This window comes from Acidobacteriota bacterium, from assembly GCA_016196035.1.
Taxonomy (GTDB): Bacteria; Acidobacteriota; Blastocatellia; order RBC074; family RBC074; genus JACPYM01.
Genome location: JACPYM010000059.1, coordinates 125,876 through 152,224, shown reverse-complemented (window position 1 = coordinate 152,224; position 26,349 = coordinate 125,876). Strand labels below are relative to the sequence as shown.

The following is a 26,349-nucleotide window of genomic DNA, read 5'->3' as shown; positions in this document are numbered from 1 at the left end:
AGCGAACTCTGCCGGCGTCAGATAGCCTAGCGAGGAATGAATGCGCTTGGTATGGTAGACGTCGTCAATGAATCGCCTCAGGTGAAGCTGCGCTGACAGCAGATCGGGGTATTCGTTCAAAGCTACTTCTTCCGCTTTGATGGTTCGGATGACCCGTTCGGCGAAGCCGTTTTCTTCCGCGTGACCGACAGCGGCCATACTGATTGCCACGTTGCGTTTTTTGAGCACGGCCACGTAATCAGTGGCGGCGGATTGCACGCCTTGATCCGAGTGATGGATTTCCGGTTGTGCGTTGCACAGTGCGCGTGCGGCGCGCGTTAGTTCGCCGCCCAGCCCGCGTGAGAGCGCTCAGCCGCGAGTTAGCGACAACCCGAAAGGGCCAGCTACTGATCCAGATCAAGGCATTCAACGAGTATTGCGAGGCGGAGCGTGGAATGCGGTTGCTAACAAATGCCGCACAGCCTATCGCAACTCTGCTGCACACACAGACGCTCTCAATTCTTATGGTTTGCGTGTGGCGTGCGACGCAGATACTAACTAAGGCCAAACGTCACCACTATTCGCTGATATGCGCAACCGACTAAGCTTAACGATAAGCTGAAACAGCAAAACGCGCGGGCAGCCACACAAGCCATCCGCGCGTTTTGATTTTCGGTCAATAGCGTCCGCGTGCTACGCCACGGGGTCTATACCCAAAGCGCGCAACTGCGCGGCCAATTGTTCTGCACGCGCTTGCGCCGTTTCCCTTTCGGCCAATGCCGTTTCCTTTTCGACGCGTTCGTATTCCACCAACTCTTTACCGCAAGGCAGCAACAGCCCGTGCTCATTTGTCCAACGTAGCCACGTCCCGGCCACGTCTTCATAAACGCCTTCCCAAAGGGCCACGCCGAGTTTGACTTCGGTTAAATACAGGCTGTCTTGGCGGCGATAACTCAAGCCATCGAGCCGGTAAATGGTCAGCGTCTCAGCGCTGAGGTGGTGCTGAGGGTCAAAGACCAGATAATAGAGCACACGCATCAAGGCATATTTGCGCTTCTTCTCGGTCTGTTCACCGCCAACGGTGTTGGAAACGATTTCCACGACAACATCAGGCGGCTTGCCGAATTCCCAGACGAAATAAGAGCGCTGTGTCTTGTCCCACCAATCTTGCCGAACTTCGACATCCAGGCTCAGCAACATGTCCGGCACGATGGCCGGGTTACGCATCACGTGGAAGAGCCCGACATTGGCTTCCGCCAGAAATTTATGGCCGCCGCCATCCCACGAATTGTAAAGCGTTTCGGTGAGTAGTCGCTGTTGTTTGGCTGAGAGAATGTTGTCCACGGGTTCGTCATCTTCCGTAATGAGTTGTTCCATGATAGCCGCGTACTCCGCTTCTGAGTATGGCATCTCGGTCGCAGGCTGTGGCACTGGTTGTGCGGACGCTGGTGACATGACTTCCTCCAATCAAGCTGTCTGACAAAGCTGCTACTAGTGTTTGAACAGGCACAACGGAGTATAAGAGCGTGGTCTTTTCACCGTCAATCATTCGCTCTCGCTGATGCGCGCCAACGCGCTGATCTCCTGCCCCAGCGCTTGCGCCGAATGCACGCGCCACTGCGCATCGTTCGGCGCGGGGAAATCAGTCCGGAAATGCCCGCCACGGCTTTCTTCGCGCCACAACGCCGCCTCGGCCATCAGCAGCGCCAGCCTGGCGAAATTGCGCGTGCGTTCGTTGACGTTCTCAGCGGCCAGTTTGCGCAATTCCGTGATGGCTGACTGCAATTCATCTGCGCGGCGTATCAAGCCGACTTTCCACCACATCAATTCCTGCACTTGGGCTTTGGTACGTTGATCCAGCCGCCATTGCGCCAGATCGTATTCGACCGGCTCTGGCTCCTGGTTGTCTGGCAAAGGCCAAGCATCTTCCAACGCGGCAGCCCCGGCGCGCGCGCCAAACACCAAGCCTTCCAGCAACGAGTTGCTGGCCAAACGATTCGCGCCGTGCACACCCGTGCATGAAACTTCGCCCGCCGCGTAAAGGCCCGGCAGCGTCGTGCGGCCGTGCGTATCGGTTTTGACGCCGCCCATCACGTAATGCACCGCCGGGCTGACCGGCATCTGGTCTTTGGCTAAATCCAGGCCGTAGCGCAAACAAGTTTCATAGATGCCCGGAAAGCGCGCGCGCACGAACGCCGCGTCCAGATGCGTCAAATCCAGATACATCCATTTGGTTTGCGTGCGTTGCATCTCGGCCACGATGGCGCGCGCCACGATGTCGCGCGGAGCCAGTTCACCGCGTGCGTCGTAGTTTTTGGCAAAGGCCTCGCCCGCGTGGTTGCGCAGGATCGCGCCCTCGCCGCGCAGGGCTTCACTCAATAGGAAGCGCGGCGCATCAGGCAAGGCCAGCGCGGTCGGATGGAACTGCACGAATTCGAGGTCGCCCATCACCGCGCCCGCCGCATACGCCATCGCCATGCCATCGCCCGTGGCGACGCTGGGGTTGGTCGTTTGCGCGAAGATTTGCCCCGCGCCGCCCGTCGCCAGCACGACCGCGCGCGCATACAACTCGCAGCGCATGCTTTCATTGGGGTCAATGAACCGCACACCGATGCAACGTCCGTCTTCAACAATCAACCCGACCGTCGCCGCGTGCGCTGTCAATTGAATGTTCGGCTGTTTTTTGGCGTGCGCGATCAACGAACGCACGATCTCGCGTCCGGTCGAATCACCGCGCGCGTGCAGGATGCGCCGCCGCGAATGCGCCGCCTCGCGTGTGAAGGCCAACTCTGCCCCCTCGCGGTCAAACTGCGCGCCCCATTCGATCAGTTGCGTGATGTATTTCGGCCCTTCGCCAATCAGCACACGCACAGCCTTTTCGTCGCACAGGCCCGCGCCCGCAATCAACGTGTCCTCGACGTGCAAATCAATCTCGTCATCGTCCGAGAGCGCGACGGCCACACCGCCCTGCGCGTATTCGGTGTTCGATTCGTCGAGGCGATCTTTGGTCAGCACGATGACGCGACCCTCTGGCGGGAGATGCCGAGCAAGTTCGACAGCAGCGCGCAAACCGGCGACGCCGGAGCCGATGACGATGTAATCAGGTGTTGTTTGCATGGCGGTCTATCTTGAAGCTGGTACGAAGCCGCTGCCAAACTCACTTGGCTTTTAACTGTTGAACCAGCGCCTTGAATTCCTTCTCTTGCTGTAACACCGCGTATTCGGGGGATTGCTCCAACCGTGCGGCATCGGTAAACCCGTGCGCGACCGCTTGTTTGAGTGCGTCCAACGCGGGCTTTTTGCCGCCGCTTTGCGCACAGGCCGCCGCCAGCCGCAGCCAGATTTGCGGATTATCGGGGCGGATTTCCGCCGCGACCGTGAGATAACCCGCCGCCCGGTCGTAATCCTTGCGAAACATGGCTTCATTCGCCTGTTCAGAGGCGGTGACGGAAAACTGTCCCAGCAAGCGGCGCGCGACGATGCGGTCGGTCGTGGGTTGTGTATCCGCCGCCTGCTTGCGCAATTGTGCGGCGAGGCGTTTGGCGGAACCGAGCGCCAGCGTGCGGGTTTCGTCGCTACTCATGGATTGCAAAGCTGCCATGAACTCCTGCATGCGCTGCTCCTGCATACGGTCGGCCTGTTTCAGTTGGTTGAGCGACGCTTGCACTTCTTTGGTGTTTTTCAAGCGTTGCACTTGCGAGGCTGCTTCGGCACTGTCGAGCAAGCCGTTGAAGCTGCTTGCCAGCATTTCATAACGCACGAAAGCGTCATACGGCTTGCCCGCTTCTTCAAAATCGTGTGCCCGTTTGAGACCTTGCGCATAAAGGTCGGCGACAAGTTTCTCGTCTTTGGGGCGCAGGTTATTTTTCAGGGCCTGCACTTCCATCCATTCAACCGCCTCGGCCAGCGCGACCTTGGGCGGCCAAGTGTGCGCGCCGTCGTGCATCAAGATTTGGTGGGTCATGCCTGCTTTGCTCAACGCGGCATCAAGCTGATGCAGTTCGATTAAGTTGAAATCTTCGAGTCCGCCGATGCCGAAGACGGCAAAGCGCATTTCTTTGCTAGGCCCGCGTTCGGCGGGAAAACCCGCGCCACAAGCGATGATCCCCGCGACCTGATCTTTCAAACTGAGGGCGAGCATCCCGGCGACACGCGCGCCGCCCGACATGCCGGTCGCATAGACGCGCCGCTCATCCAGCGCCAGGCGGTCGTGCGTATCGCGCCAGAGCGCATTCAGAATGTTCGACAGCGGCACGCCGGGGCCGTTGCGCGAGTTGTTTGAGCCGACGACGATCCAGCCGAATTTCTCTGCCGCTTCGCTGTACAACTCGACCGGTTGCCCGCCGCGTCCGCCGGGATCGAAGCCATACAAAATCGGCCAGCTTTTGTTAGGTGAATAGTTCGAAGGCAAATACAACGCGTAGCTTTGCGTGGCATCGGTCAGGCAGGAAACTTTTTCGATGATTTTGCCCGGCGTAAATTCGGCGATCTGGGCATCGGCAACGCAGGTGTGCCCAAAGCAAAGTAAGAGAACGCAAGTCAGCAGGGCGGCAAATTTCGCGGGTGTTCCTGGGCGCATAACAAGGCTCAATCGGCTGCGGTCAGTTGATCGAATTGCACGCGGCGATAAACCTGGGCCACGCCCAGCGTCAAGCCGACCGATTGCAAATGCAGTTCTTCATTCAAATCGGTCAGCACCTCAGTTTGCCAACTGCCATCGGGTTGCCGCCGGTAAATTTCAAGCTGCACGCGGTCTTGCGCGACCAACAGGATTTCGCGCAGGCTCTTGATGCGTTTGTAGGCAGGCAGTTTTTCATTGCGATCAATGCGTTCAGTGGTAGGCGAGGTAATTTCGACAACTAAGACAGGCTCACGGCGATAGTAAGGGTCAGGATCATCGCAGGTGACAACCACATCTGGATAATAAAACAGCGTCTCGCTGACATAGACTTTCATGTCCGAGATAAATGGCTCGCACCGATCATCAGCCAGGTGATCATCTAGCCGGTTAAAGAGATTCCCGGCAATGCGAACATGCTGTTTACTCGCTCTCGCCATCGCATAAAGCTGCCCATCCACATATTCGTGCTTAACCGGACTGTCTTTTTCATATTTCAGATAATCTTCAACTGAGAGATAAGAAACTCGTTGTGCTAAACCCATGCTTGAAATCTTCCTTTCACATTGAGCTGCGAGTTCAGTCATCATAGACACGCTCCTCAATCCGCAAGCGCACCAGCGCCGCATTCCCCCGCCCGTCCACTTTCACGTCCACCCGCGCCGCCGCCGGATGCTGGCGCAAATCGTCGGCGATGGCCGTGCGTTTGGTTTCAGGAAGGTAGAACTCTTCGATGCCGTATTCGATGCGGCCATAATCCGTGCGTCCGCGCAACGCGATTTGATTCGACGGCAAACTGGCGGGCAAGTCTTTGGCGAGCACCACCGGTTGCCACACACCATCGTCGCCCCGTTCCACAATGGCATAAACGGTCGCGCCGCGTTCATTGAATTGTTCGTGATTCGGGAACGCCGTGAAATTATTGATCTCGTAACCGAGCGTGACGTAATAGCCGCTAAGCAGGCTGTAGGGATCAACTGGCATGACCTTGAGTACCACGTCGCGCCCGGTCGCGCGCGTGTACATTTTTTGCGCGGGCACGGCCAGCAGGATCAGCAACTGCATGGCCAACGCTAAAGCGAAACCAAGTGCGGTCTTTTTCATGCTTGCACCTCCCGCCGTTGCAACCAACGCTCATAACCGATTCCGGCAACCAGAATCAGCGCGCCGCAACCAATAAAGGCCGCCGATTTCAGCAGCAAGCCGGTTTCGTATTCAAAGAAGCGCGACAGAATCAGCAGCACCAAAAACAGCGTGCCCGCCCAGAACGCCAAACGCCGCTGATCGGCAATGCCTTTGCCAATGCTAAGCGCGGCAAACAGCAAGGCCGCCAGATTCATCGCGACCGTCGGCCAGGCAACCCGGCCTTTGCCCAAAACAACCGCGGCGATACTGAGCAACAGCGCCAGCAAAACGGTGTATGAAAAGAGCCGCGTGCTGCGGGGCGACGCCCAGCTTTGCACAAGCAAGGCTACACCGAGCGCCAGGGCTGCGCCCGTAGGCAAGAGCCCGTAAAGCGCCCGCCATTGCTGCGCCCAACCGTGATCCCACACGTAATGAAACGACCAGACATAGGTGCATCCCGCCAACACCACGACCCCTAACATCGCCAAAGGATTGCCGAATTCCGGCTGGTTGCCCGTCGTGCGTTGAAATTCGCCCGCTGCCCAAGTCACAAAACCGCCCGCCAGCAGCGCCAACAACACGTTCATCCCCGCCTCGCTTTCGATCCCGGCCAACACAGGCAAGGCGCAGATGATTCCCAAAAACGTCAGCGTAGAGAGCACGCGCGAACCAGTGCGCCAAGCCAACGGCAACAACGCGGCGGCCAGCAAGAACGGATAGACCGTCGCCGCGCGTTCGTGTGAATCCTCGGCAAAGCCGGCGAACCAGACAAAGGTCGTGACCAACACCAGCACGCCCGTCAGCCAACTGCGCACTGCCCACGCCATCACGAGCGCGCCCACGCCCCAAGCCAGATAGGCGCGATACCATTCGCCGCTGACGTGAAAGATTTGCGCCATCAACCCGATTTTCGCGCCAAACACCAAGCTGCCGCAAAACAATAGGGCGTGCCCCAGGCGCGGCGAAGCGCGTTTGAAGCGCAGCCAATATCCGGTCAGATGAAAGGCCAGCAGCAAGGCGAACACCAAGGCGACCTTCACGACAACCGGCAGCTCTTCCCAATGCGCGGCGACGAAGCTGATGACGCCGCCGCCCAGCAACAGGCTGCCCAGCGTGAACAGCACGGCGGCCAGCAGGCGCGATGATTCCTTTTCGAGTTTGTCGAGTTGGTAACGCTGCGTGATCTGTTCGGCACTCTCGGCGCTGACGAGGCCGTCTTGCACCCAGGCGAGGAGTTCGGCTTTGAGGGCGGCGCGGAATTTGGCGGAACGGTTTGGTGTGCTGGTCATTTGTTGAACCTTGCTGGCAACGCTACCAGCCGAAAAACTACCAGACGATCTTTACCAACTGGCTCTTCACAATTTGGCTGTCGCAAGTAAGGCAAGGCACGCCCAACCGTAAGGCCACCCCGACGATCATCCGGTCGTGCATCTCCGGCGCTGCCGTGTGCTGTTCAAAAAGTCAACGTCTCTGCCGCTTCAAATGGCACAAAGACGAATTGTGTGCTGGCCGCCAACAAGGCGAAGGTCGCGGGGAAATCCAGTGGCGCGCCCAATTTTTTATTCAGGTAAAACAATTCGGCCAGCACAATGGCTGGCAAGTGGATCAGGGCCTGTCCCCGCGCGCCTTCATCGAAAGCTGATCGGGCCACCACGCTGAGCTTGGGATTTGAAGCAAATACCAAAACAACGCGTGCGTATCAGCCACCTAGTACTCCATCAAGCTGTAAGTGATGGATGCTGAGAGCGCATCCGGGATGTAGGGCGGGATTAAATCCCGCCCTACATCCCTCATTTTCAGCTTGATGGAGTACTAGCCATTCATCGCCCAAGTTCCTCAAGCCCCTTTTCCCATTCGTGGCGGATCTCGTACAGAGCCTTGTCAATGTCGAAATCCTCATCAACCTGGCCACGCCAGATGCCGTATAAATCTCGCGGTTTGCGTTCGAGTTCGGCGCCGAAAACTGCTTGCTCCAAGTCCGGCACTGAATGCAGTTGGGCGCCGTTCGTTAGCATGCCTTCGTTAGCCGCCAAACGAAACTTCAAGCGTTCGATCAATTGTTTTTGTTCTTCGGCGGGCAGCTTGACTGCCAGCCCTTCGAGGTAATCTACCGTGATTTCAGCCATAACTCTCCTTTCAAGCCAGCGCCTGTTGCCGCGCCGCCAATTGCCCGCACGCGGCGGAAATGTCCTGCCCGCGCGGACGGCGGATGAAAGCGTCTACGCCGTGTTCATTCAAAATCGCCTGAAAGCGCAGGATGCGTTCGGGCGGCGAGGATTGAAACGGCAGCTCCGGCGCGGGATTGTGCGGGATCAGATTCACCTTGGCGCGCAGGTGATAACCGCGAATCAGTTTCGCCAAGCGCCGCGCATCGGTGTCGCTGTCGTTCACCCCATCCAGCATCACGTATTCAAACGTCAGCCGCTCGCGTTCGCGCAACGGATACTCGCGCAACGTTTGCATCAACTCAGCCAGTCCATAGCGTTTGTTCAGCGGGATCAACCGCGTGCGCTGTTCATCGGTCGTGCCGGACAGCGAAATCGCCAGACGTGGCCTGACTTCTTCCTGCCCGAACGCCACGATCTTCGGGATGATGCCGGAGGTTGAAACCGTGATGCGTTGCTGACTAATGTTCAAACCGCGCTTGTCGCACAGCAAGCGAATCGCGCGCAGCACTTCGTCGTAATTCAGGAAGCTTTCGCCCATGCCCATAAAGACCAGGTTCGTGCCGTGCGGCAATTCGCCGCCCGCGCCGTAAACATCGTTGAGCACGATGATGACCTGCGCCACGATTTCGCCCGCTGTCATATTGCGCTTGATGCCGAGTTGCGCGGTCATACAAAACTTACAGCCCACGGCGCAACCGACCTGACAACTGATGCAGATGGTGTCGCGGCGTTCTTCGGGCATAAAGACGGCCTCGACTTCCTGCCCATCGCCCAGCCGCAACAAGTACCGGCGCGTACCATCAGTCGAAGTGAAGACGTTGACGATCTCTGTTTGGGTGATTTGCGCGGACTGGCTCAGCTTTTCGCGCAGCGGTTTTGACAAATTGGTCATCTGCGCCAAATCGAGTACGCGCCGCTGATAGAGCGCTTGATAAAGCTGTTTGCCGCGAAAGGACGCTTCGCCGAGTCGTTGCGCCAGCGCGCTCAACTCCGCTTCTGTTTTGCCGAGCAACATTTCCATAGGGGCCGGATTCTAGCACGCCTCCCTAGCGTACAGCAGGCCGCCAGCCTGCCGAGGCGTCAAGTGAGGGGTGTCGGGCCGCCACTGCGTTACACCGGCAAGCCCCAGCAAGCTGGCAGGGCTTTTGCAAAGTCGCCAGCGCGAGCGCTTGAACGGTTTGACTGACGCCTGATTCCCGGTTCCTGATTCCTGACAAGTTGAAAACACTGGCTGATTTTCAACTTGTCAGGAATCAGGAACCGGGAATCAGGCGTCAGTCAAAGGTCTTTGGCGGATGTTCGAGGACTTTGCAAAAGCCCTGAGCAGGCTGGCAGCCTGCTGTACCTTTTGTTGCCCTGCCCTATTCGATGTGTTACAACGCGAAGGCATTCAACGACACAATCCCCCAACGCTGACAAATTATGAGTAATTCCCGGCATCCCAAGGGGCCTGCGCCCAGCATCTCGGTTTTCTTTCCCGCCTACAATGACGAAGGCTCCATCGCGCTGATGGTCAACCAGGCCCTGGGGCTGTTGCCCCAATTCAGCAGCGATTACGAAGTGATCGTCGTCAACGACGGCAGCAGTGACGGCACGGCACTGGTTTTGGACGAACTGGCGCGCACCACGCCCAACGTGCGCGTGATCCATCATCCTAAAAATCGCGGCTACGGCGGCGCGTTGCGAACGGGTTTTTTGCATGCGACGAAAGACCTGGTCTTTTACACGGATGGCGACGCGCAATACGACGTGAATGAGTTGGCCGCGCTGGTGCCGCTGCTCAGCGTGGATGTAGAGGTGGTCAACGGCTACAAACTGAAACGTTCGGACAGCAAGCGCCGCATCATCTTGGGCGCGACGTACAAGCTGCTGGCGCGCGTGCTGTTCGGTTTGCCGATCCGCGATGTGGATTGCGATTTCAGATTGATGCGCCGCACGGCGATTCAAAGCATTGACCTGGTTTCGACCAGCGGCGTCGTGTGCACTGAGATGGTTTACAAACTGCAGCGCGCCGGTTGCCGCTTCACCGAAACGCCGGTGCATCATTACCCGCGCTTGCACGGCAGTTCGCAATTTTTCACGCTGCGCCGTGTCGCCCAAACGGCCTTCGACTTTTTCGGCTTGTGGCTGCAAATGGTCGTGCTGCCGCGCGTCAGCTTTGGCTTGCTGGGGCATCGCCCGTCAGAGCAGCAACCGATGACCAAGCCGAGCGGGCCAGTCTAGCCTCTCTCCGCCCAAGTCTATGCAAGTTCCCTTTCTCGATCTGCTGCGCCCATACCGCGCATTGGAAGCCGAGACCAACACGGCGCTGCAAGCGGCGCTGCACGGCGGCGTTTACATCTTGGGCAAAGAGGTCGCCGCTTTTGAGCGCGAATGGGCCGCCTATTGCGGCGTCGCGCATTGCGCCGGCGTCGGCAACGGCACTGATGCCATAGCACTGGCCTTGCTGGCTTGCGGCATTCAGCCGGGCGCTGAGGTCATCACGGCGCCACTGAGCGCCGGTTACACCGCGCTCGCGCTTCGCCAAATCGGCGCCGTGCCCGTCTTCGCCGACATTGATCCGCACACCTTCACACTCTCGCCCGCCGCTGTCGAAAGCGCCCTCACCCCGCGCACTCGCGCGATCATTCCCGTGCACCTTTATGGGCAAATGGCCGACATGCCCGCGCTATGCGCACTCGCCGAATGCCACGGCTTGTTCGTGATCGAAGACGCCGCCCAGGCCCACGGCGCGCGTTGGCAAGGCGTGCGCGCAGGCGGCCACGGCCACGCGGCAACCTTCAGTTTTTATCCGACCAAAAACCTGGGCGCGTTCGGTGATGGCGGCGCGGTGGTTTCCAACGACGAAGCGCTGATCGAACGCGTCAAGCTGTTGCGGCAGGGCGGGCATCTCAATGCGTTGCAAGGCACGACCGTCGGCATGAATTCGCGGCTGGATGAATTGCACGCAGCAATGTTGCGCGTAAAGCTGCGCCCTCTGGACGCCTGGACGCTGCGGCGGCAGCAGATTGCCGAACACTATCGCCAGGCTTTTGCGACAACCAAAAACCTGACGCTGCCCGTCAACGTGACAACGGCTGAGCACGTCTTTCACCTTTTCGTCGTACAATCGGCACAGCGCAAACAGTGGCGCACCCGACTGGCGGAACGCGGCATCGAGACGTTGATTCATTATCCGTACCTGCTGCATCAACAGCCGCTGTTCAAGCGCGTTGAACAACCGCCGCTGCCCGTCGCCGAAACAGTAGTCAACCACATCTTCTCACTGCCGCTGAATCCGCACATGACCGAAGCGGAAATCGGCTACGTCATTGAAACCGTCGTGAACCTGGAGCAAAACTGATGCGCCCACCAACTACCTATGCCATTCGCCTGACCCTCATTCTGTTCACCGTTGCGCTCTGTGCGGCAGGCCAAACCGCGCCGCCCTCGACCGACATCTTTCTGGTTGACGTGCTCAAACGCGGCGGCCAACTCGCGCTGGGTGCGCCCGTCAACATTACCTTCCGGCCCGGCTACGACAACCAGCCCGCTTTCATGCCGGATGGCAAGAGCATCCTCTTCACCTCGCAACGCGAAGGCGCGCAGACCGAGATTTATCGCTATGACCTGGCCGCGCGCTTCACCTCGCGCCTCACCAACACCGCCGAGAGCGAGTATTCGCCGACCGTCACGCCCGACGAAAAATCCTTCTCGGTCATTCGCGTCGAAACCGACAAGACACAGCGCCTCTGGCAATTCCCGCTCGCAGGCGGCGCGCCCGCGCTGGTGCTGCCGAACAGCATCCAGATTGGGCCCGTCGGCTACCACGTCTGGCTGGACGCCAACACGCTGGCCCTCTTCGTATTGGGCCAACCGAATACGCTGCAACTGGTAGACGTGAAAACCGAAAAGGCCGAAGTGCTGGCGCAAAGCATCGGACGCGCGCTGCACCGCATTCCGGGCCAGCCCAGCCAATTCAGCTTTGTGCACAAGGTGGAAAAAGAGTGGTGGGTGAAAGCCTACGACCTGAAGACACGCCAAACGACCAACCTCATCAAAACGTTGCCAAACAGTGAAGATTGCGCCTGGCTGCCGAATGGCACGTTGCTGATGGCGCAGGGCAGCAAGCTCTTCAAATGGCAACGCGGCAAAGATGCAGACTGGCAACTGGTCGGCGATTTGGCTGAAACAGGCGTGACCAACATCACGCGGCTGGCCGTAAATGCGAAGGGCGACAAACTCGCGCTCGTCGCCCAACCTCCAGTTAAATAAGGCAACTCTACTGACACTGCGGCGGCAACTCGGGATTTATGTATGCTGAGATCGTGCGTTTTGTGAAAGCGATTCCGGCTTCGACCAATTTGGCTTTGAGATATTTTTCGGCGCACTGCTGGCAATGGTAGCAAGCCGCGTCGTAGACAGGGATTTTGCGTGCCCGATAAGTCTTGCGCGCCACGTCCCAATCGTCTTCGGCCTTGCGCACCCATTCAGCCGTGATGGGCTTCATACAGCACCTTTCCGCATTGCAGAATCTCGCGCATAAACGGGTCTTCGATCCGCAGCCGTTCTTGGACTTGCGCAGGCGTTCGTACCAGCAAATCCAGTGGTGTGACGAGTCCCAACTCGCGGCTGATTTTGATCGCTTGTTGCAGGGGGCTGCCCTCAAAGTTCATCACCACCAACAGGTCAAGGTCCGATTCCAGCGTGGGCTGGCCATCCGCGTGGGAGCCGAAAAGGATGATCTTTTCAGGATGGAAGCGTTCGACAATGCGCTCGCAAATCTGCCGGATGTATTTTTCGCGCCGGGCTGGGCTGCGAAAACTCTCTTCCCAATCGCGGAATTTTTGCAGGTAGTTTTGTACGTCTTGTGGCAGCGTGACTACTGGGTCTGCGGCAGTCTGTGGCCTTACCTGTGCGCGCGGTGATCCTTTGATGTTATTTTCCGGTGCTGGCTTCATAACGCTCTCCTATTCAACAACGCGCGGATTATACGCAACCACGGCACAATTAAACCATAAGGAGCGAGTCATCTGTCTGCTTCACGGCGTACCACACAAATTGCCGACAATCCGAACGGCAACCCAGCACGCTGCAACCAAGCCGCTTCCACCAACAACACACGCTCCAACCACCAATTCAACCATTGCATTAACGGCGGCAACGGCTTCACGTCAGAGCCGCTGTCGGCCAGGCCCAGCCGTTTCAGCACCAGCCGCCGCAGCGCCGCGACCGGGAACAACAGGCTGTTGGCATACGTCGCGCGCAATACGGTGAAGCCCGCGCATTCCAGCTTGCCGCCCAGTTCCGGCAGGGTGTAGCGGCGTTGCGTATCCAACGCGGCATCGTGGCCGCTCTTCATCCATTCGTATGCCGCGCAACGCACGAAGGCGAGGCCGCCCGGTTTCAGCACACGATACATCTCGCGCATGGCCTGTTCGTCCGCGCCTGCGCCGGGGATTTGCACCAGCACATCGAAGCTGGTGACGAGATCGAAGCTGGCGTCTGCGAAAGGCAAATCGGTGGCGGAGGCCTGTACGAGCGCACGTTGGCCTTGTTGCTGGCAAAACTGAAGGGCGGTGTGGACGTAATCCAAGCCGACAACACGCCCGTTTCCAGCGTAGCGTTGCAGCCATTCCAGATTGCCGCCCGTGCCGCAGCCAGCATCGAGGATGGTGCGATCTTGCGAGGTGCTTAGATATGGGTCGAGCAGGACTGCGGTGATTGCGCGCATGCCCGCGAACCACCAGAAGGTTTCTTCGAGTTGGTAGAGGTATTCGTAATCTTCGTTTTGCATAGATGGCGCGGACTTTACCATGCGGGCGGCGCACGGGTAGACTGCCCAGCCAAAGCATCAAGACCAATTCACCAGTGAAAACAGAAAGGCAGAACTTACGCAGCACAGCACGGACAATCGTGGCCAAAGAGCATGGAGTTCAGGCTTTAGCCTGTCTTGGAAATCTCGCACACAGGCTAAAGCCTGAACTCCATGCTCCTTGGCGTAAGTCCTGAAAAAATTTCATGACCAATGAGCAACAGACAGAACTGTCCACCAGCGCCCGGCTCAAACAATTTTTGGCGCGCCCGCGCGTGCGCAGCGTTTCGCTTTACCTCGGCACGATATTGATCGGGATGCTGATCGTGGGCAGCCTGTTCGACCTGCGCAAATCGGTGCGCAGCTATCCGTATGATTACCTGGGCGACTCGCTGTTCTATCACTTGATGGTCAAGAGCGTGATTGACCACGGCTGGTATCTGACCAATCCGTCGTTGGGCGCGCCGGGCGTGTTGGATATGCGCGACGTGCCGAGTTCGGATAACAACTTCCACATGCTGCTGGTCAAGTTGCTATCGTTGCGCACGAGTAATTATCCCAGCGTGCTGAACAATTTCTTTTTGCTGACCTTTCCGTTGACGATCTTGGCGATGTTGTATGCGTTGCGCCGGTTGGGCGGTTCGTGGCCTGTGAGCATTTGGGCGACGCTGCTGTTCACCATGCTGCCGTACCATTTCACGCGCGGCGAACAGCATTTGTTCTTGGCTTCGTACTGGCAAATCCCGCTGCTGACGCTGGTGCTGCTTTGGATTTGCCGGGGCGAGTTGCTGACGGTGCGTTGGGGCGAGCCGCGAATGTGGGGCGTGCTGGCGCTGTGCGTGCTATTGGGTTCGTCTGGGTATTACTACGCGTTCTTTGCGTGCTTCTTTCTGTTGATGGCGGGGTTGATCGCGGCCTTGCAACAGCGGCGCGCGGGCGCGTTTGTCGTGCCGGTGGTGTTGATCGCGGTCATCTCGTTGCTGGTCGTGCTGAACTTGCTGCCGAGCATCATTCACATGTGGCGCTTCGGCAGCGTGCAGGTCGTGCAGCGCGTGGCGGCGGAGGCCGAAGCGTATGGCTTGCGCATCGGGCAATTGTTGATGCCGGTGCGCTGGCATCGGGTGCCGGCGCTGTGGGATTTGAAGGTCGCTTACAACATGCGCATCTTCATCACCGAAAACGACGACGCGACGCTGGGGCTGGTCGGCGCGGGCGGCTTTCTGGGCTTGCTGTGGTGGTTCTTCTTCAACAAACCGGCCGTGCGCGAGATGAACGAACCGGGCGCGCGCGGCGTCTTCAATCATCTGAGCGTACTCAACCTGAGCGCGGTGTTGCTGGGGACGATTGGCGGTTTCGGTTCGCTGGTGGCGTTCTTTGGGCTGCCACAGATTCGCGCCTATACACGGCTGAGCATCTTTATCGCCTGCTTTGTCTTTTTCGCGCTGGCGCTCTGGCTGGATGGCGTGCGCGAGCGGCGCGTGCGGACGCGGCGGCAGCAATGGTTGTTCGCGGCGCTGTTGGTGGGCACGTTGGTCATCGGACTGCTCGATCAGATTTCGCCGATGTTCATTCCGGATTACGTGAAGTTCAAAAAGGATTTTGAGAGTGACCGCACTTTTGTCCAGCAGGTCGAAACGCAATTGCCGCCGGGCGCAATGATCTTTCAACTACCTGCGGTGTCCTTTCCCGAAAATCCGAAGTTCGCCCGGATGAACGATTACGATTTGCTGCGCGGCTATTTGCACAGCAAGTCGTTGCGCTGGAGCTACGGCACGATCAAGGGTCGCGAAGGCGATGTGTGGATGCGCGCGGTGGCGTTGAAGCCTGCGGCGGAAATGGTCGAGACGCTGGCGTGGTCGGACTTCAGCGGCGTGTATGTGGATCGCTTCGGCTACAACGATGCGAAGCTGGAAAACGAGTTGAGCGGTTTGCTCGGCACGCCGCTGGTCAGCCCGGACGAGCGGTTGACGTTTTTTGATCTGCGTCCATACCAACAACGCTTGCTGACCTCCGTCGCTGAACCCGAACAGGCGGCGCGGCGCACAGCAGCGCTGCATCCACCGACAGCGATTTGGCAACAAGGTTTTTCCGACTTCGAGGGCACAGCGGACGATAACTGGCGTTGGGGCGGCAGCGAGGCGCGCGCCGTTTTTGTCAATCGTACCGACAAGCCCAAACAGGTGAATTTGGAAATGACGTTGGCGGTGGACAACGGCGGCACGCTGGAAATGACCAGCCCGTTTTTCAGCGAACGCCTGACCTTGGACAAAAACGGCAAGAAATTCGCCCAGAGCTTCACGCTGCCGCCGGGCGAGCATTTCGTTTATTTCAAATGCGATGGCAAGCGCGTGCTCTCGCCCAGCGACTTCCGCGAACTGGTCTTTCGCGTCCGCAACTTCAAACTGCTGCCCGCCGAAGCGGTCGCGCCCGCGCCACTGGCTGTGGTTTGGCAGGCGGGTTGTTACGATCTGGAGCGCAATGCCGAAGAGAACTGGCATTGGTGCGGCGCGCAAGGCCAAGCCAAGCTCATCAATCGCACCGCGCAACCGGCGTTGGTCAATGTTGAAATGAATCTTTCGGTAGACAACGGCGGCACACTCGAACTGGACAGCCCCTTTTTCAAGGAGCGCTTGAAGCTGGATAAGGCCGGGACCAAGTACGCCAAGAGATTCACGCTACCGCCGGGCGAAAACGTCATCACTTTCAAGAGCGATGGCAAACGCATCGTCGCGCCGAACGAGACGCGCGAACTCGTTTTCCGGGTGCGCAATTTCAAGCTTGAACCGGCACAGGCGGGAAGTGAACAACCCGCAACGCCGCAACCGAGCGCGACGGCAAAGGCGGCTGCCAAAGCCGCTGGACGGTGAAGCTGGGGTTTAATCGTTTTCGATTTTGCGGCTGCGGGATTGTTTGCGTTCGCTCTGTAACCGCTTGCCTTCCAGCCGTCTTTCCTTGGCGGCTTTGCCGGGTTTGGTGGCGAAGCGTTTCTTCTGTTGGCGCTGGCGGGCTTCCAATTTCTCTGCCATCCGTTCGTAAGCAGCCTCACGATTGGCGGATTGGGAGCGGCGTTCGGTCGCGGTGACGACAAGCCCAGTAGGCCGATGTGTCAGACGCACACCGGTTTCGACCTTGTTGCGATGCTGGCCGCCGGGGCCGCCCGCGACGAAAAACTCCATCTCGCAATCGCGTTCCAGGTCGGCGAGTTCGGTGGAATACTTTTTTACTTCGGCGCTCTCGTTGTTGTCCATCGGGCCATCACTCGCAATAAAAACTACGAAGCGACGAAAGGTTACGAAGCTCTTTGTGCTCTTCGTAACCTTTCGTCGCTTCGTGGTGAAACTGATTTGCTTATGCGTTCAACCGGTGCCGTTAGCGCCCGTCATCCGCCACCAAACCTTCGTGCACACGTTCCAGATAATCCTTTTGCGGATTCAACGCGGAAAACTGCACCGCGCTGTCATACGAAAACAGGATGAAACCTTGCGCGCCCAGTTTGCGCGCGACCTTAATCTTTTCCAGCGTGCCGTCCACGGGCTGCCGCCAGGAACCAATGCCCCCCCACACCGATTGCGCACCGGCGTAGGTCACGGCCTCCGCCATCTGTTTGCGGAAGACTTCGGTGCTGGGCGTATAAGCCATCGGACAAACCACATCAATGATGCCTTTGCGCAACCATGACTTCCAATCTTGGAAGCGCGAGCGATAGCCTTCGGCATAGTCGGCAGCCACCGCCGCAGAAACCGTCACGTCGGGCTTGCGCGCTTTGACCGCGTGATAGATGGATTCGACGGTATCGCTCACCTGGCGGCGCTGAAAGTGCGCGTAGCGATCATAAAACGTCGTGGCATAGATCAGCGGGTTCCGCGCCGCCACCCGGTGCAACGTCGCTTTATCCTTTTCGCTCAACGTGGCGTCCACCTCAGCGCGGAACTGGTCGAGCGAATTGCGGTTGAAATCGAAGTTGAAGTTGGGATAGCGCACATAATCGAAGTGCAAGCCGTCCACCTCGTACTTGCTCAACACATCCAGCCAGATGTTGCGCAGGTGCTGGCGCACTTCGGGGTTGGCGGGCGAGGCATACAGCCCCTCCAACACATCGTGATGAGCGCGCGTGTAATCGCGCAACGCCTTCAGATATTCGGGTGCCTTCGGATCCATGCCGTAAAGCTGGCGCGCCAGTTGACGCGGCACCATCAGCCAGTCGGGATGTTTGTAGATGATGTGGTCGGGCAGGTTGGGCAGCGTGCCGACGTTGGCGACGACAAAGGCATTGATCCAGGCGTGCACGCGCAAGCCCTCGGCGTGCGCCTCGCGGATCATCACTTCCAGCGGATCGAAATCTTCGGGCAGCGCGCGCAACTCTTCGGCGCGCGGCTCCCATTTCGAATCGTAAAACGCATCACCGCGCCCGCGAATCTGGACGAGCAGGTCGGTGAAACCATTCTCTTTGGCCCGCTTGATCGAATCGCGCAAGGCCGTCGGCGAGGCCATCGTGTAACGCACGACCCATAGCGCGCGCGCCTCATCCTCGGGTTTGCGCGCGAATGTTTTGGTGGCGGCGACGCTGTGTGAAGCGCTCTTCAGCGACCGCAGCAACGCCGGCGGCGTCAGCGCGGGCACCGTTTTCTGGGCGACCACAAACGCGCTCACGCAAATAATCAAAACCGGAATCAGTAGATATGCAACTCTTTTCATGGTTTGCCGAGGGGGAAAAACAACAACCGGCGGGCACGTGCGAACCTCACAAGCCTTACACCTCATTCCCCAGAATAGCCAGCACGCCAACAACTCGGTTCATGCGCGCCTCCATTCCTCTATGCACCAATGTTCAGGATTACGGGACAACAACTTCTACAACAGGGCGCTCAATATAGCAGATACCGCGCCCGCAACGCACGGAAACTTTCGAGGTCGCGTTCATAAACCTGTTTCAGCGCGCGCCCATCCGACCCTTTGGCGAGCGCATCCAGCGCCTGTTGATTGACCAGCAAGCGCAGCACCTTGTTCAACTCGAATTCACGCGGATAGAGCTTGTGCAACTGCGCGATCAATTCCAATCCAGTCAGCACCGGTTCAAACACTTCGCGGTTCGTGATGATCAGATTGATGCCGCCGCAATCGGCGTCTTTATGCACGCTGGCCGTGGGCTTGAAGCGCAACGGCACAAAGCGCACACCGGGCAGGTTGGCCGCATTCAAGGCCGCCGCCAGCTTGCGCCCGTCAATCCACGGCGCGCCGATGAGTTCAAACGGCGTGTTGGTGCCGCGCCCGACCGAAACGTTCGTTGGTTCCAGCAGACAAACACCCGGATACAAGGTCGCTTGGGTCAGGCTGCGCATATTCGGCGAAGGGTTGACCCAACTCAGCCCCGTTTCGTCGAACCATTGCTCGCGCCGCCAGTTTTCGACACGGATGATTTGCAGATCAGCATTGATGTTTTTCTCTTGGTTGAACAACTGCGCCAACTCGCCCACGGTCATGCCGTGACGAATGGGAAGCGTGTGATGCGCGATGAACGAGAGCTTGTCGGCATCGGCCAGCGGCCCTTCGACATCCACGCCGTTAATCGGATTGAGGCGGTCGAGCACGATGAATTTCAGCTTTTGCTGCGCGGCGGCTTCCATCGCCAAGCCCATCGTTGAGGGATAGGTGTAAAAACGCGCGCCGATGTCCTGGATGTCAAAGACCAGCGCATCCAGCCCCTGCAACATCTGTGGCGTAGGTTTGCGCGTCTCGCCGTACAGGCTGTAAATCGGCAAGCCCGTCTTTTCGTCTTTCGAGTCCGTCACCTTCTCATCCATCACGCCGCGAATGCCGTGTTCGGGCGAGAAGAGCGCGACCAGTTTGACGCCCGGCGCATTCGCCAGCAGGTCAATCGTGCTGTTGCCATCGCGATCGCGGCCCGTGTGGTTGGTGATGAGGCCAATGCGTTTGCCTTTGAGTTGGGTGAAACTGTTTTTCTCGAGTACATCAATGCCATTCAGCGTGTTCGAGTCCGACAGCGGCACACCAAAAAATCTTGAGCCAAACCAGGACGGACCACCAAGGACACTTAAGCGCTGTCGCCCGCGCTCGCGTATCTGGCGATCTATATCAATTGTGTTATCAGGAGGGTTCAAGATCGAAGCCGCGACAATGGACGCCACGCGCGCACGCAACGAACTCACATCCGCCCGCTTGTTCACATCCGCATCCAGCCGTGGATGCACGCGATTGCTCAGGAATACGACAAACGTCTCGCTGGCCGGATCGAGCCACAAGCCCGTGCCGGTAAAACCTGTGTGCCCGAAACTGCCCACCGGAAAGAGGTCGCCGCGATTAGCCGAAAAGCTGCTGTAATAATCCCAGCCCAACGCGCGCCACTGCCCTTCGCCGCCATTGCCGCCGGAATCGCGTGGCTGCGTCATCCGTGCGACGGTCAGCGGGCTTAAAATTCTTTGCCCCTGATATTCGCCGCGATTGAGCATCATCTGGCAATAGATCGCCAAATCATCTGCCGTCGAAAACAGGCCCGCGTGACCCGCGACGCCGCCCAGCAAATAGGAGCGTGGATCGTGTACTTCGCCGCGCATCCAGCGTTCGTCCCCGGCAGTCTTTTCGCCTGTACTCGGCACAATCACATTGCCGCCGCGCTTTTCCGTCGGTGCGATGCGCGGGCGCAAACTCGCGGCAGGATTGAAGCCCGTATCCTTCATCCCCAGCGGGTGGTAGATGTTTTCGGCGGCGAATTGATCCACCGGTTTGCCGCTCACGCGTTTGACCAATTCGGCCAGCGTGATGAAATTGACGTCCGAATAGATGAACTTCGTGCCTGGCGCATTCAGCGGCGCGAGCTTCCAGATATTCAACATCGCCTGCGCCGGGCCTTGCTCGTAATCCTTGATGTCGTTGTCAGCGATCAGCCCCGAACGATGAATCAGCAACTGTTCGACCGTGATGTTTTGTTTACCATTCGCGGCGAATTCGGGGATGTACCGCGCCACCGGATCGCCCAGCCGCACCATCCCGCGTTCGACCAAAAGCATCACCGAAGTTGCCGTCGCCACGATCTTCGTCAGCGAAGCCAAGTCAAACATCGTGTCCGCTGTCATCACTTCGGGCGCTGGTTCGAGCGCGCGATTGCCATACGCCTTGCGCCACACGACCTTGCCCTGCCGTCCGACCAGCACGACCGCGCCGGGCAATTGTTTGCGTGCGATTTCGGCGGTGACGGCTTGATCAATGTAAGCCAGATGCTGGGCCGACATCCCGACCGCAGACGGGTCAGCGGTGGGCAGTGGTATTGTGTTTTGCGCGAAGGTCATTTGCACTATGAGCAAGGTGCTGAGCGCTACGGCGCTGAGCGAAGAAGCGATTCGGAACATGATGGTTTTGCCTCAAGTTGGATGATGTTTGAACGGCAGCTTTTTACCATTGCGGCACGCGGTTGCGCCAGTACACGTAAACTCAATGAGACAGTAGACATTATCGGGAATAGAAATTAACCACGGGGAACACGGGGGATGAGGGGAAAGCATAAACGAACCAGCAAATCGTAACTCTTCTTCCGCACGTATTTTGCTCGATTTCCCCGTGCCCTCCGTGTTCCCCGTGGTTAGTCCCCAGCTTAATCCCGATAAGGTCTAGTATAGAAAATGTGCTCCTCTAACCAGCAAGTACGACCAAAGCCCTGAAAGGGCGAAATTCAATAGCCAGGGGCAACGCCCCTGGTATCGGCATCACGAGATTTCCAAGCCCTGAAAGGGCGAAATTGTGGGTGGTTATTACGCCCTTTCAGGGCTTGTCTATTACTTCAACGCTACCCAGGGCGTTGCCCTGGGCTACTGAATTTCGCCCTTTCAGGGCTTTGAGCAGATCAACGCCAAACTTAATGCCAAAAGACTCATGTGCCCGGTGTTGTATTGACACTCTGCGCCAACCTGCGTTTTGATGCCTGTGCTACGCATCTCATCCAAAGGAGCCACACTGATGAAAACTTCGCGCCGCACCATCCTACGCAACGGGCTCGGCCTAGTCGCCGCCCCTACCATTTTGCGCACAAAAACAACCGGCTACACGCCCGCCGAAGTTGACGCGCGCCTGACCAACGGCAAGACGCTGACCAAGGCCGATCTGGTCACGCCCGCGTTGTTGCTCGACCTGGACGCGCTCGAAAGCAATCTGGCGAAGATGGCCGCGCACGCCAAGGCCGCCAGGATCAATCTGCGCCCGCACGGCAAGACGCACAAATGCGTAGAGATCGCGCGCCGCCAGATGCAAGCGGGAGCCATCGGCCTGTGCGCCGCCACCATCCGCGAGGCCGAAGCCTTTGCCGCCGCCGGCTTGCGCGGTTTGCTCATCACTACTGAATTGGTCGGCAAACCCAAGATCGAACGCTTGCTGAAACTGACGCGGCTCGCGCCCGATACGCTGTCTGCCGTAGACAATCTCGATCACGCTAAACAACTCAACGACGCGGCGGCCAGTGCCAAATTGAAGCTCAACCTCGTGCTTGACGTTGATCCCGGCGGACGCCGCACCGGCATCCCGGCGGGCGAACGCGCCCTCGCGCTGGCTGAACAGATTGCCAAGCTGCCGAACCTGCGCCTGCGTGGCATCCACGGCTATTCGGGGCCGTCGGCGCACGTCAACACCTTTACCGCCCGGCAGGCGCATTCGGCCAAGGTGATGACGCCAGTGCTCGAAACCTTTGCTGAATTGAAACGGCGCGGCCTGCCCTTGGAGATCATGTCCGGCGGCAGCACGGGCACCTACAACATTGACCCGGAGCTAAGCGGGATGACCGAACTGCAATGCGGTTCGTATGTGTTTATGGATGTCGAGTACCGCTCGATTGGCGGGCGCGGCGGGGCGGTTTACGAAGACTTCGCGCCCTCGCTGACGGTGCTGGGCACGATCATCAGCCAGAGCTACGACGACCACGCGACGACCGACGCGGGCATCAAGGCCTTCGCCTCGGACAAGCCCAAGCACCTGCCCGAACTCAAAGGCGTGACCGGCGTGACGATGGGTTACGGCGGCGACGAACACGGCATCCTGACCTTCAACCAGCCCAGCCGCGCGTTCAAAGTCGGCGACCGCGTCGAACTGATCGTGCCGCACTGCGATCCGAACGTGAACCTGTACGACCGGCTCTATTGCACGCGCGGCGAGCGGGTGGTGGAGGTGTGGCGAACGGTGGGGCGGTATGGGGATTGAACAACCTGGGTACGCATCGCTTCCAGCGTGCGGTCTCGGCGGCAGATAAATTGATGCCGGAGGGTTCTCTTTCAGCATCCACCCGTCTGCTGCCGAGACCGCACGCTGGAAGCGATGCGTACCCAGGGTCGTGCCGAGAGTCTCAATGTGTCGCTGTGCAAGTTGGCGAGTAACGGAGGACACAATGCCAAAGTTCTTCAAAGGCCGTTTAGTCGTGGCGAAAAAGGATTCGCCTGACGGCTGGTATTCACGCGGCTACTTTCCGCATTTCGATGGCGATGTTGCGACGCAGCACCTCAGTTTTCATCTCTTCGATGCGTTACCGCAGCAGGTGTTGGCGCGCTGGCGCGAGGAACTGAAAACGCTACCAGAGAAGGAAGCCGACCTTGAGCGGCGCAAGCGGATTCAGGATTACCTCGATAGCGGTTACGGTGCCTGCTTTCTGCGTGATGACCGGTTGGCAGAGGAGGTGGAGAAGTCCTTGTTACATTTCGATGGTGAACGGTATGCCCTGCACGCTTGGTGCGTCATGCCCAATCACGTGCACACGCTTTTTACGCCGAAGCCGGGCTTCGACATGAGTGAAATCAGTTTTTCCTGGAAAAGCTTCACGGCCAACCAGTGCAACAAGCTGCTGGGGCGTACCGGCAAGTTTTGGGAGCGCGAGCCATTCGACCGGTTCATCCGCAACGAGCAACATTACCGCAATGCCATTGCCTACATTGAAAACAATCCGGTCAAGGCAGGGCTTTGCGAAAAGCCGGAAGACTGGCGCTGGAGTAGCGCGCGACGACGTAGCCAGACTGGCTAACCCTGGGTACGCATCGCTTCCAGCGTGCGGGCTTGGCGTCGGACGAATTGAGGCCGAGGGTTCGCTTTCAGCATCCATACGTCTGTTGCCGAGACCGCACGCTGGAAGCGATGCGTACCCAGGTTGCGCCCGTTTTCCTGATTACGCACAAACTTCAACCCAAGTGAAAGGCAGTGGCGATGGCACGAGACGAAGCGTATCTGAGAGCGGAACAGAGGATTGAAACGGCGTACCGTTCGGGAAAGAAAAACCTCGGCCTCAGCAATATGGGACTCACCGAACTGCCGGAGTCGCTGGGCCAACTAACGCGGTTAGAAGAACTCGACCTCTCTAACAATAAGCTGACGACGCTACCAGAGCAGTTGAGCCAGTTCCAGAATTTAGTGTCGCTCAACCTCTCGCTTAACCAACTGACGGCACTGCCGGAGTCATTGAGCCAACTCCATCAATTGCAGTCGCTCTACCTCTCCGGCAATCGATTGACGGTGCTGCCAAAGTCGCTGGGCGAACTCACACAGTTGCAGAATCTGTTCCTCAACGACAACCAACTAAAGGCGCTGCCAGAGTCGCTAGGCCAGTTGAAAGCACTGAAGCAGCTTTTCCTCCACGATAACCCTGGTCTTTGGCTGCCGCAGAAGATTCTGGGTCCGACCTGGCAGTTCACCAGAAATTACTATAATGCCCAGGCCACCGATCCGCGCGCGATACTGGCGTTTTATTTTGGTCAGCATCAACAGCACACGAAACCATTGGACGAGGTGAAGCTATTGCTGGTGGGCCACGGGCGCGTGGGCAAGACTTCGCTGAGCAAGGCGTTGCGGGGCGCTAAACACAAAAAGCACGAGCCGGAGACGCCCGGCATCGAACGCCATCAATTGCCGCTAACGACTGGCGAATCCACTATCACAGCGCACGTCTGGGATTTTGGTGGTCAGGAGTTTTTGCATCAGACACATCAGTTCTTTTTCTCTGAACGCAGCATTTATCTGATCGTGCTCAGCGGACGGCAGGGTCGGCCCATGCAAGAGGCCGAATACTGGCTACGATTGATTCGCACATACGGCAAAGGCTCTCCTGTGGTCATCGCGCTCAACCAGATCAAGGCGTCCCCGTTCACCGTGGATGAATACTTCCTGCAAGAGAAATACCCGGAAGTGAAAGCCGTAGTGCGGACGGATTGCGACCCGCGCGAAGGCATCGCGCCACTGGGCGAATGGCTCGGCCAACTGGCCGGTGAGATGGAAAGCGTGCGGCAAAAAATTGCGCCGACCTGGGCGCGTGTGCGCACGCATCTGGAAGAGATGGCAGACAGCTTCGTGAGCTTTGCCGGCTACCGCCAAATCTGCGCCGGGTTGGGCGTGACAGAGGCGGAGGAGCAAGAGATTTTAGCGACGATTCTGGATTGCCTGGGCATCGCGTTGAATTACCGCGATGACACGCGGTTGCGCGACACTAGCGTACTGAAACCGCGCTGGCTGGTGGATGGCATTTACACGATCTTACGCTGGTTGCAAAAACACGAGACCAACGGCGAGATGCGTCTCAGCGACTTCGCCCAGGCGCTGCCCGATGCCCACAACTATCCAGCGCACATGCACGCTTTCCTACTGGCGCTGATGGAAAAGTTCGAGTTGTGTTTCCCGGTCGAGAGCGCCGAAGGGCTTTATCTGGTACCGGCGCTGCTGAATGCGAATCAGCCGGGCGCGTTGACCGAATTCACGGGCGGCGGGGCGCGGCGGATTCAATTCCGCTACGACGACGTGCGCCCGCCGGGGCTGTTGCCGCGTTTCATCGTCCGTTCGCACACCTTGAGCGAACAGCAAGCGCGCTGGTTGCGCGGCGTCGTGCTGGCGCGTGGTCAGGCGCGGGCGCTGGTGCGCGGCGATCACGAAGGCCGCTTCACCGATGTTTATGTGGTGGGCGAAAACGCCGACGAACGCGTCTGGCTGGCGGAATTCATCCTCGCCGAAATGCGCGTACTCAACGACAAACTGCCCGTGCGCACCTTCGTCGAAAGCGAAGCCCAGCCCGGCGCCTGGACGGAACTGGAACTCTTGCGCGAAGCGTCCCAACGCCACGAAACCGCCCGTGCCGAGCGCCGCGCCGACGGCCAAACGGTGATGGTGCCGGTCGAAGACACGCTGCGCGAAGTCGAGAGCATCGAAGCCAGCGCGCCCAAAGAGAATCCGTTGCCGCTGTTTATCTGCTACGCGCACGCCGACGAGCAAAAGGTGAAGCAGTTGCTGCCCAGCCTGAAAGTGCTGGCGCGGCGCGGCTACATCACGCCCTGGCGCGACACCGACCTCGTGCCCGGCGAAGACTGGGACGAGACGATTCAGGCGCGCTTGGCCGAAGCGCGGATTATTTTGTTTATGGTCAGCCGCAATTTTTTGGCTTCGGATTACATCACGGATAAAGAGCGTCCTTTGGCGATGAGAATGGTGCGCGACAAACGAGCGGTCGTGTTGCCCGTGTTGTTGTCGAAATGCTCTTGGGATCAAGAAGATTTTGCCGCGTTGGAGAACCTGCCGCGCAAAGGCGAACTGGTTTCGGCATTCACCCCGCGCGATGAGGCGTGGGCGTTGGTGGAGGAAGGGATTAAGAAGGCGGTGGGGCAGATGCGCAAACGCGTTGATACAGTACGGGGAGCGTGAGC

At 58.5% G+C, this 26,349-nt stretch carries 23 protein-coding genes; 7 read left to right on the top strand and 16 right to left on the bottom strand.

Annotated elements, in window-relative coordinates; translation table 11 throughout:
- The 10 genes from HY011_18290 to rlmN form a co-directional block, all read right to left on the bottom strand.
- The coding region (locus tag HY011_18290) for a transposase (GenBank protein MBI3424890.1) at window positions 1-258 on the bottom strand (258 nt) is incomplete at its 3' end.
- Window positions 259-672: 414 nt separating this feature from the next.
- Window positions 673-1,434, bottom strand: a complete 762-nt coding sequence (locus tag HY011_18285) for a Uma2 family endonuclease (protein MBI3424889.1) — start codon at window positions 1,432-1,434, stop codon at window positions 673-675.
- Between the two features lie 90 nt (window positions 1,435-1,524).
- A complete protein-coding gene (gene nadB / locus HY011_18280; GenBank protein MBI3424888.1) occupies window positions 1,525-3,096 on the bottom strand; it encodes an L-aspartate oxidase in 1,572 nt (523 codons plus the stop codon).
- Window positions 3,097-3,136: 40 nt separating this feature from the next.
- Window positions 3,137-4,558 (bottom strand): hypothetical protein, encoded by a 1,422-nt coding sequence (locus HY011_18275; protein MBI3424887.1) that lies wholly within the window; start codon window positions 4,556-4,558, stop codon window positions 3,137-3,139.
- A gap of 8 nt (window positions 4,559-4,566) precedes the next feature.
- Entirely contained in the window at window positions 4,567-5,142 is a 576-nt protein-coding gene (locus HY011_18270) for a Uma2 family endonuclease (protein ID MBI3424886.1), read from the bottom strand.
- A 34-nt stretch (window positions 5,143-5,176) separates the two neighbouring features.
- Window positions 5,177-5,701: a GDYXXLXY domain-containing protein gene (locus HY011_18265; GenBank protein ID MBI3424885.1), complete on the bottom strand. Its 525-nt coding sequence runs from the start codon at window positions 5,699-5,701 to the stop codon at window positions 5,177-5,179.
- The gene (locus HY011_18260) at window positions 5,698-7,011 is read right to left on the bottom strand and encodes a DUF2157 domain-containing protein (protein ID MBI3424884.1); all 1,314 of its coding nucleotides are present in this window, start codon (window positions 7,009-7,011) and stop codon (window positions 5,698-5,700) included. The genes HY011_18265 and HY011_18260 overlap by 4 nt, the downstream gene beginning before the upstream one ends.
- Window positions 7,012-7,175: 164 nt before the next feature.
- Window positions 7,176-7,373: a hypothetical protein gene (locus tag HY011_18255; GenBank protein MBI3424883.1), complete on the bottom strand. Its 198-nt coding sequence runs from the start codon at window positions 7,371-7,373 to the stop codon at window positions 7,176-7,178.
- Window positions 7,374-7,542: 169 nt separating this feature from the next.
- A complete protein-coding gene (locus HY011_18250) occupies window positions 7,543-7,848 on the bottom strand; it encodes a hypothetical protein (GenBank protein ID MBI3424882.1) in 306 nt (101 codons plus the stop codon).
- Between the two features lie 10 nt (window positions 7,849-7,858).
- The gene (gene rlmN, locus HY011_18245; protein ID MBI3424881.1) at window positions 7,859-8,905 is read right to left on the bottom strand and encodes a 23S rRNA (adenine(2503)-C(2))-methyltransferase RlmN; all 1,047 of its coding nucleotides are present in this window, start codon (window positions 8,903-8,905) and stop codon (window positions 7,859-7,861) included.
- Window positions 8,906-9,312: 407 nt separating this feature from the next.
- Here rlmN and HY011_18240 point away from each other — a divergent pair, with 407 nt between their 5' ends.
- From HY011_18240 to HY011_18230, 3 genes are read left to right on the top strand one after another with little or no spacing between them, the layout of a single operon-like run.
- A complete protein-coding gene (locus HY011_18240) occupies window positions 9,313-10,113 on the top strand; it encodes a glycosyltransferase family 2 protein (protein MBI3424880.1) in 801 nt (266 codons plus the stop codon).
- Window positions 10,114-10,132: 19 nt separating this feature from the next.
- Window positions 10,133-11,233 (top strand): DegT/DnrJ/EryC1/StrS family aminotransferase, encoded by a 1,101-nt coding sequence (locus HY011_18235; GenBank protein MBI3424879.1) that lies wholly within the window; start codon window positions 10,133-10,135, stop codon window positions 11,231-11,233.
- Entirely contained in the window at window positions 11,233-12,144 is a 912-nt protein-coding gene (locus tag HY011_18230) for a PD40 domain-containing protein (protein ID MBI3424878.1), read from the top strand. Before HY011_18235 ends, HY011_18230 begins: the two co-directional genes overlap by 1 nt.
- Before the next feature lie 7 nt (window positions 12,145-12,151).
- Here HY011_18230 and HY011_18225 read toward each other — a convergent pair whose 3' ends face one another.
- The 3 genes from HY011_18225 to HY011_18215 all read right to left on the bottom strand — a co-directional run bounded on the left by HY011_18225 (window position 12,152) and on the right by HY011_18215 (window position 13,666).
- Window positions 12,152-12,379, bottom strand: coding sequence for a HEPN domain-containing protein (locus tag HY011_18225; protein ID MBI3424877.1), 228 nt, complete (start codon window positions 12,377-12,379; stop codon window positions 12,152-12,154).
- On the bottom strand, window positions 12,360-12,830 hold the full coding sequence (locus HY011_18220; protein ID MBI3424876.1) for a nucleotidyltransferase domain-containing protein: 471 nt from the start codon (window positions 12,828-12,830) through the stop codon (window positions 12,360-12,362). The genes HY011_18225 and HY011_18220 overlap by 20 nt, the downstream gene beginning before the upstream one ends.
- A gap of 68 nt (window positions 12,831-12,898) precedes the next feature.
- Window positions 12,899-13,666, bottom strand: a complete 768-nt coding sequence (locus HY011_18215; protein ID MBI3424875.1) for a class I SAM-dependent methyltransferase — start codon at window positions 13,664-13,666, stop codon at window positions 12,899-12,901.
- A 224-nt stretch (window positions 13,667-13,890) separates the two neighbouring features.
- Between HY011_18215 and HY011_18210 the strand changes: the two genes are divergently transcribed.
- Entirely contained in the window at window positions 13,891-16,551 is a 2,661-nt protein-coding gene (locus tag HY011_18210) for a hypothetical protein (GenBank protein MBI3424874.1), read from the top strand.
- 9 nt (window positions 16,552-16,560) lie between these two features.
- On the opposite strand, the gene HY011_18205 is transcribed toward HY011_18210, so the two are convergent.
- From HY011_18205 to HY011_18195, 3 genes are all read right to left on the bottom strand, one after another.
- On the bottom strand, window positions 16,561-16,932 hold the full coding sequence (locus HY011_18205) for a peptide chain release factor-like protein (GenBank protein ID MBI3424873.1): 372 nt from the start codon (window positions 16,930-16,932) through the stop codon (window positions 16,561-16,563).
- 121 nt (window positions 16,933-17,053) lie between these two features.
- Window positions 17,054-18,379 carry a family 10 glycosylhydrolase gene (locus HY011_18200; protein MBI3424872.1) on the bottom strand — a complete coding sequence of 442 codons (1,326 nt, stop codon included), beginning with the start codon at window positions 18,377-18,379 and terminating at the stop codon, window positions 17,054-17,056.
- Between the two features lie 170 nt (window positions 18,380-18,549).
- Window positions 18,550-21,048 (bottom strand): DUF1343 domain-containing protein, encoded by a 2,499-nt coding sequence (locus HY011_18195; protein MBI3424871.1) that lies wholly within the window; start codon window positions 21,046-21,048, stop codon window positions 18,550-18,552.
- 604 nt (window positions 21,049-21,652) lie between these two features.
- On the opposite strand from HY011_18195, the gene HY011_18190 reads away from it, so the two are divergent.
- The 3 genes from HY011_18190 (at window position 21,653) to HY011_18180 (ending at window position 26,347) form a co-directional block, all read left to right on the top strand.
- Complete coding sequence (locus HY011_18190; GenBank protein MBI3424870.1) at window positions 21,653-22,882, top strand: DSD1 family PLP-dependent enzyme; 1,230 nt, start codon at window positions 21,653-21,655, stop codon at window positions 22,880-22,882.
- 184 nt (window positions 22,883-23,066) lie between these two features.
- Complete coding sequence (locus tag HY011_18185; protein ID MBI3424869.1) at window positions 23,067-23,693, top strand: transposase; 627 nt, start codon at window positions 23,067-23,069, stop codon at window positions 23,691-23,693.
- 179 nt (window positions 23,694-23,872) lie between these two features.
- On the top strand, window positions 23,873-26,347 hold the full coding sequence (locus tag HY011_18180) for a TIR domain-containing protein (protein ID MBI3424868.1): 2,475 nt from the start codon (window positions 23,873-23,875) through the stop codon (window positions 26,345-26,347).
- Window positions 26,348-26,349: the final 2 nt, after the last annotated feature.

Excerpts from the sequence above, each read along its gene's own strand:
- HY011_18220 (MBI3424876.1), bottom strand. The coding sequence starts at position 12,830 with ATGAAGCCAGCACCGGAAAATAACATCAAAGGATCACCGCGCGCACAG.
- nadB (MBI3424888.1), bottom strand. The coding sequence starts at position 3,096 with ATGCAAACAACACCTGATTACATCGTCATCGGCTCCGGCGTCGCCGGT.
- HY011_18210 (MBI3424874.1), top strand. The coding sequence starts at position 13,891 with ATGACCAATGAGCAACAGACAGAACTGTCCACCAGCGCCCGGCTCAAA.
- HY011_18250 (MBI3424882.1), bottom strand. The coding sequence starts at position 7,848 with ATGGCTGAAATCACGGTAGATTACCTCGAAGGGCTGGCAGTCAAGCTG.
- HY011_18190 (MBI3424870.1), top strand. The coding sequence starts at position 21,653 with ATGAAAACTTCGCGCCGCACCATCCTACGCAACGGGCTCGGCCTAGTC.
- HY011_18235 (MBI3424879.1), top strand. The coding sequence starts at position 10,133 with ATGCAAGTTCCCTTTCTCGATCTGCTGCGCCCATACCGCGCATTGGAA.
- HY011_18200 (MBI3424872.1), bottom strand. The coding sequence starts at position 18,379 with ATGAAAAGAGTTGCATATCTACTGATTCCGGTTTTGATTATTTGCGTG.
- HY011_18285 (MBI3424889.1), bottom strand. The coding sequence starts at position 1,434 with ATGTCACCAGCGTCCGCACAACCAGTGCCACAGCCTGCGACCGAGATG.
- HY011_18225 (MBI3424877.1), bottom strand. The coding sequence starts at position 12,379 with ATGAAGCCCATCACGGCTGAATGGGTGCGCAAGGCCGAAGACGATTGG.
- HY011_18265 (MBI3424885.1), bottom strand. The coding sequence starts at position 5,701 with ATGAAAAAGACCGCACTTGGTTTCGCTTTAGCGTTGGCCATGCAGTTG.
- HY011_18275 (MBI3424887.1), bottom strand. The coding sequence starts at position 4,558 with ATGCGCCCAGGAACACCCGCGAAATTTGCCGCCCTGCTGACTTGCGTT.
- HY011_18185 (MBI3424869.1), top strand. The coding sequence starts at position 23,067 with ATGCCAAAGTTCTTCAAAGGCCGTTTAGTCGTGGCGAAAAAGGATTCG.
- HY011_18195 (MBI3424871.1), bottom strand. The coding sequence starts at position 21,048 with ATGTTCCGAATCGCTTCTTCGCTCAGCGCCGTAGCGCTCAGCACCTTG.
- rlmN (MBI3424881.1), bottom strand. The coding sequence starts at position 8,905 with ATGTTGCTCGGCAAAACAGAAGCGGAGTTGAGCGCGCTGGCGCAACGA.
- HY011_18180 (MBI3424868.1), top strand. The coding sequence starts at position 23,873 with ATGGCACGAGACGAAGCGTATCTGAGAGCGGAACAGAGGATTGAAACG.
- HY011_18205 (MBI3424873.1), bottom strand. The coding sequence starts at position 16,932 with ATGGACAACAACGAGAGCGCCGAAGTAAAAAAGTATTCCACCGAACTC.
- HY011_18215 (MBI3424875.1), bottom strand. The coding sequence starts at position 13,666 with ATGCAAAACGAAGATTACGAATACCTCTACCAACTCGAAGAAACCTTC.
- HY011_18240 (MBI3424880.1), top strand. The coding sequence starts at position 9,313 with ATGAGTAATTCCCGGCATCCCAAGGGGCCTGCGCCCAGCATCTCGGTT.
- HY011_18270 (MBI3424886.1), bottom strand. The coding sequence starts at position 5,142 with ATGGGTTTAGCACAACGAGTTTCTTATCTCTCAGTTGAAGATTATCTG.
- HY011_18260 (MBI3424884.1), bottom strand. The coding sequence starts at position 7,011 with ATGACCAGCACACCAAACCGTTCCGCCAAATTCCGCGCCGCCCTCAAA.
- HY011_18230 (MBI3424878.1), top strand. The coding sequence starts at position 11,233 with ATGCGCCCACCAACTACCTATGCCATTCGCCTGACCCTCATTCTGTTC.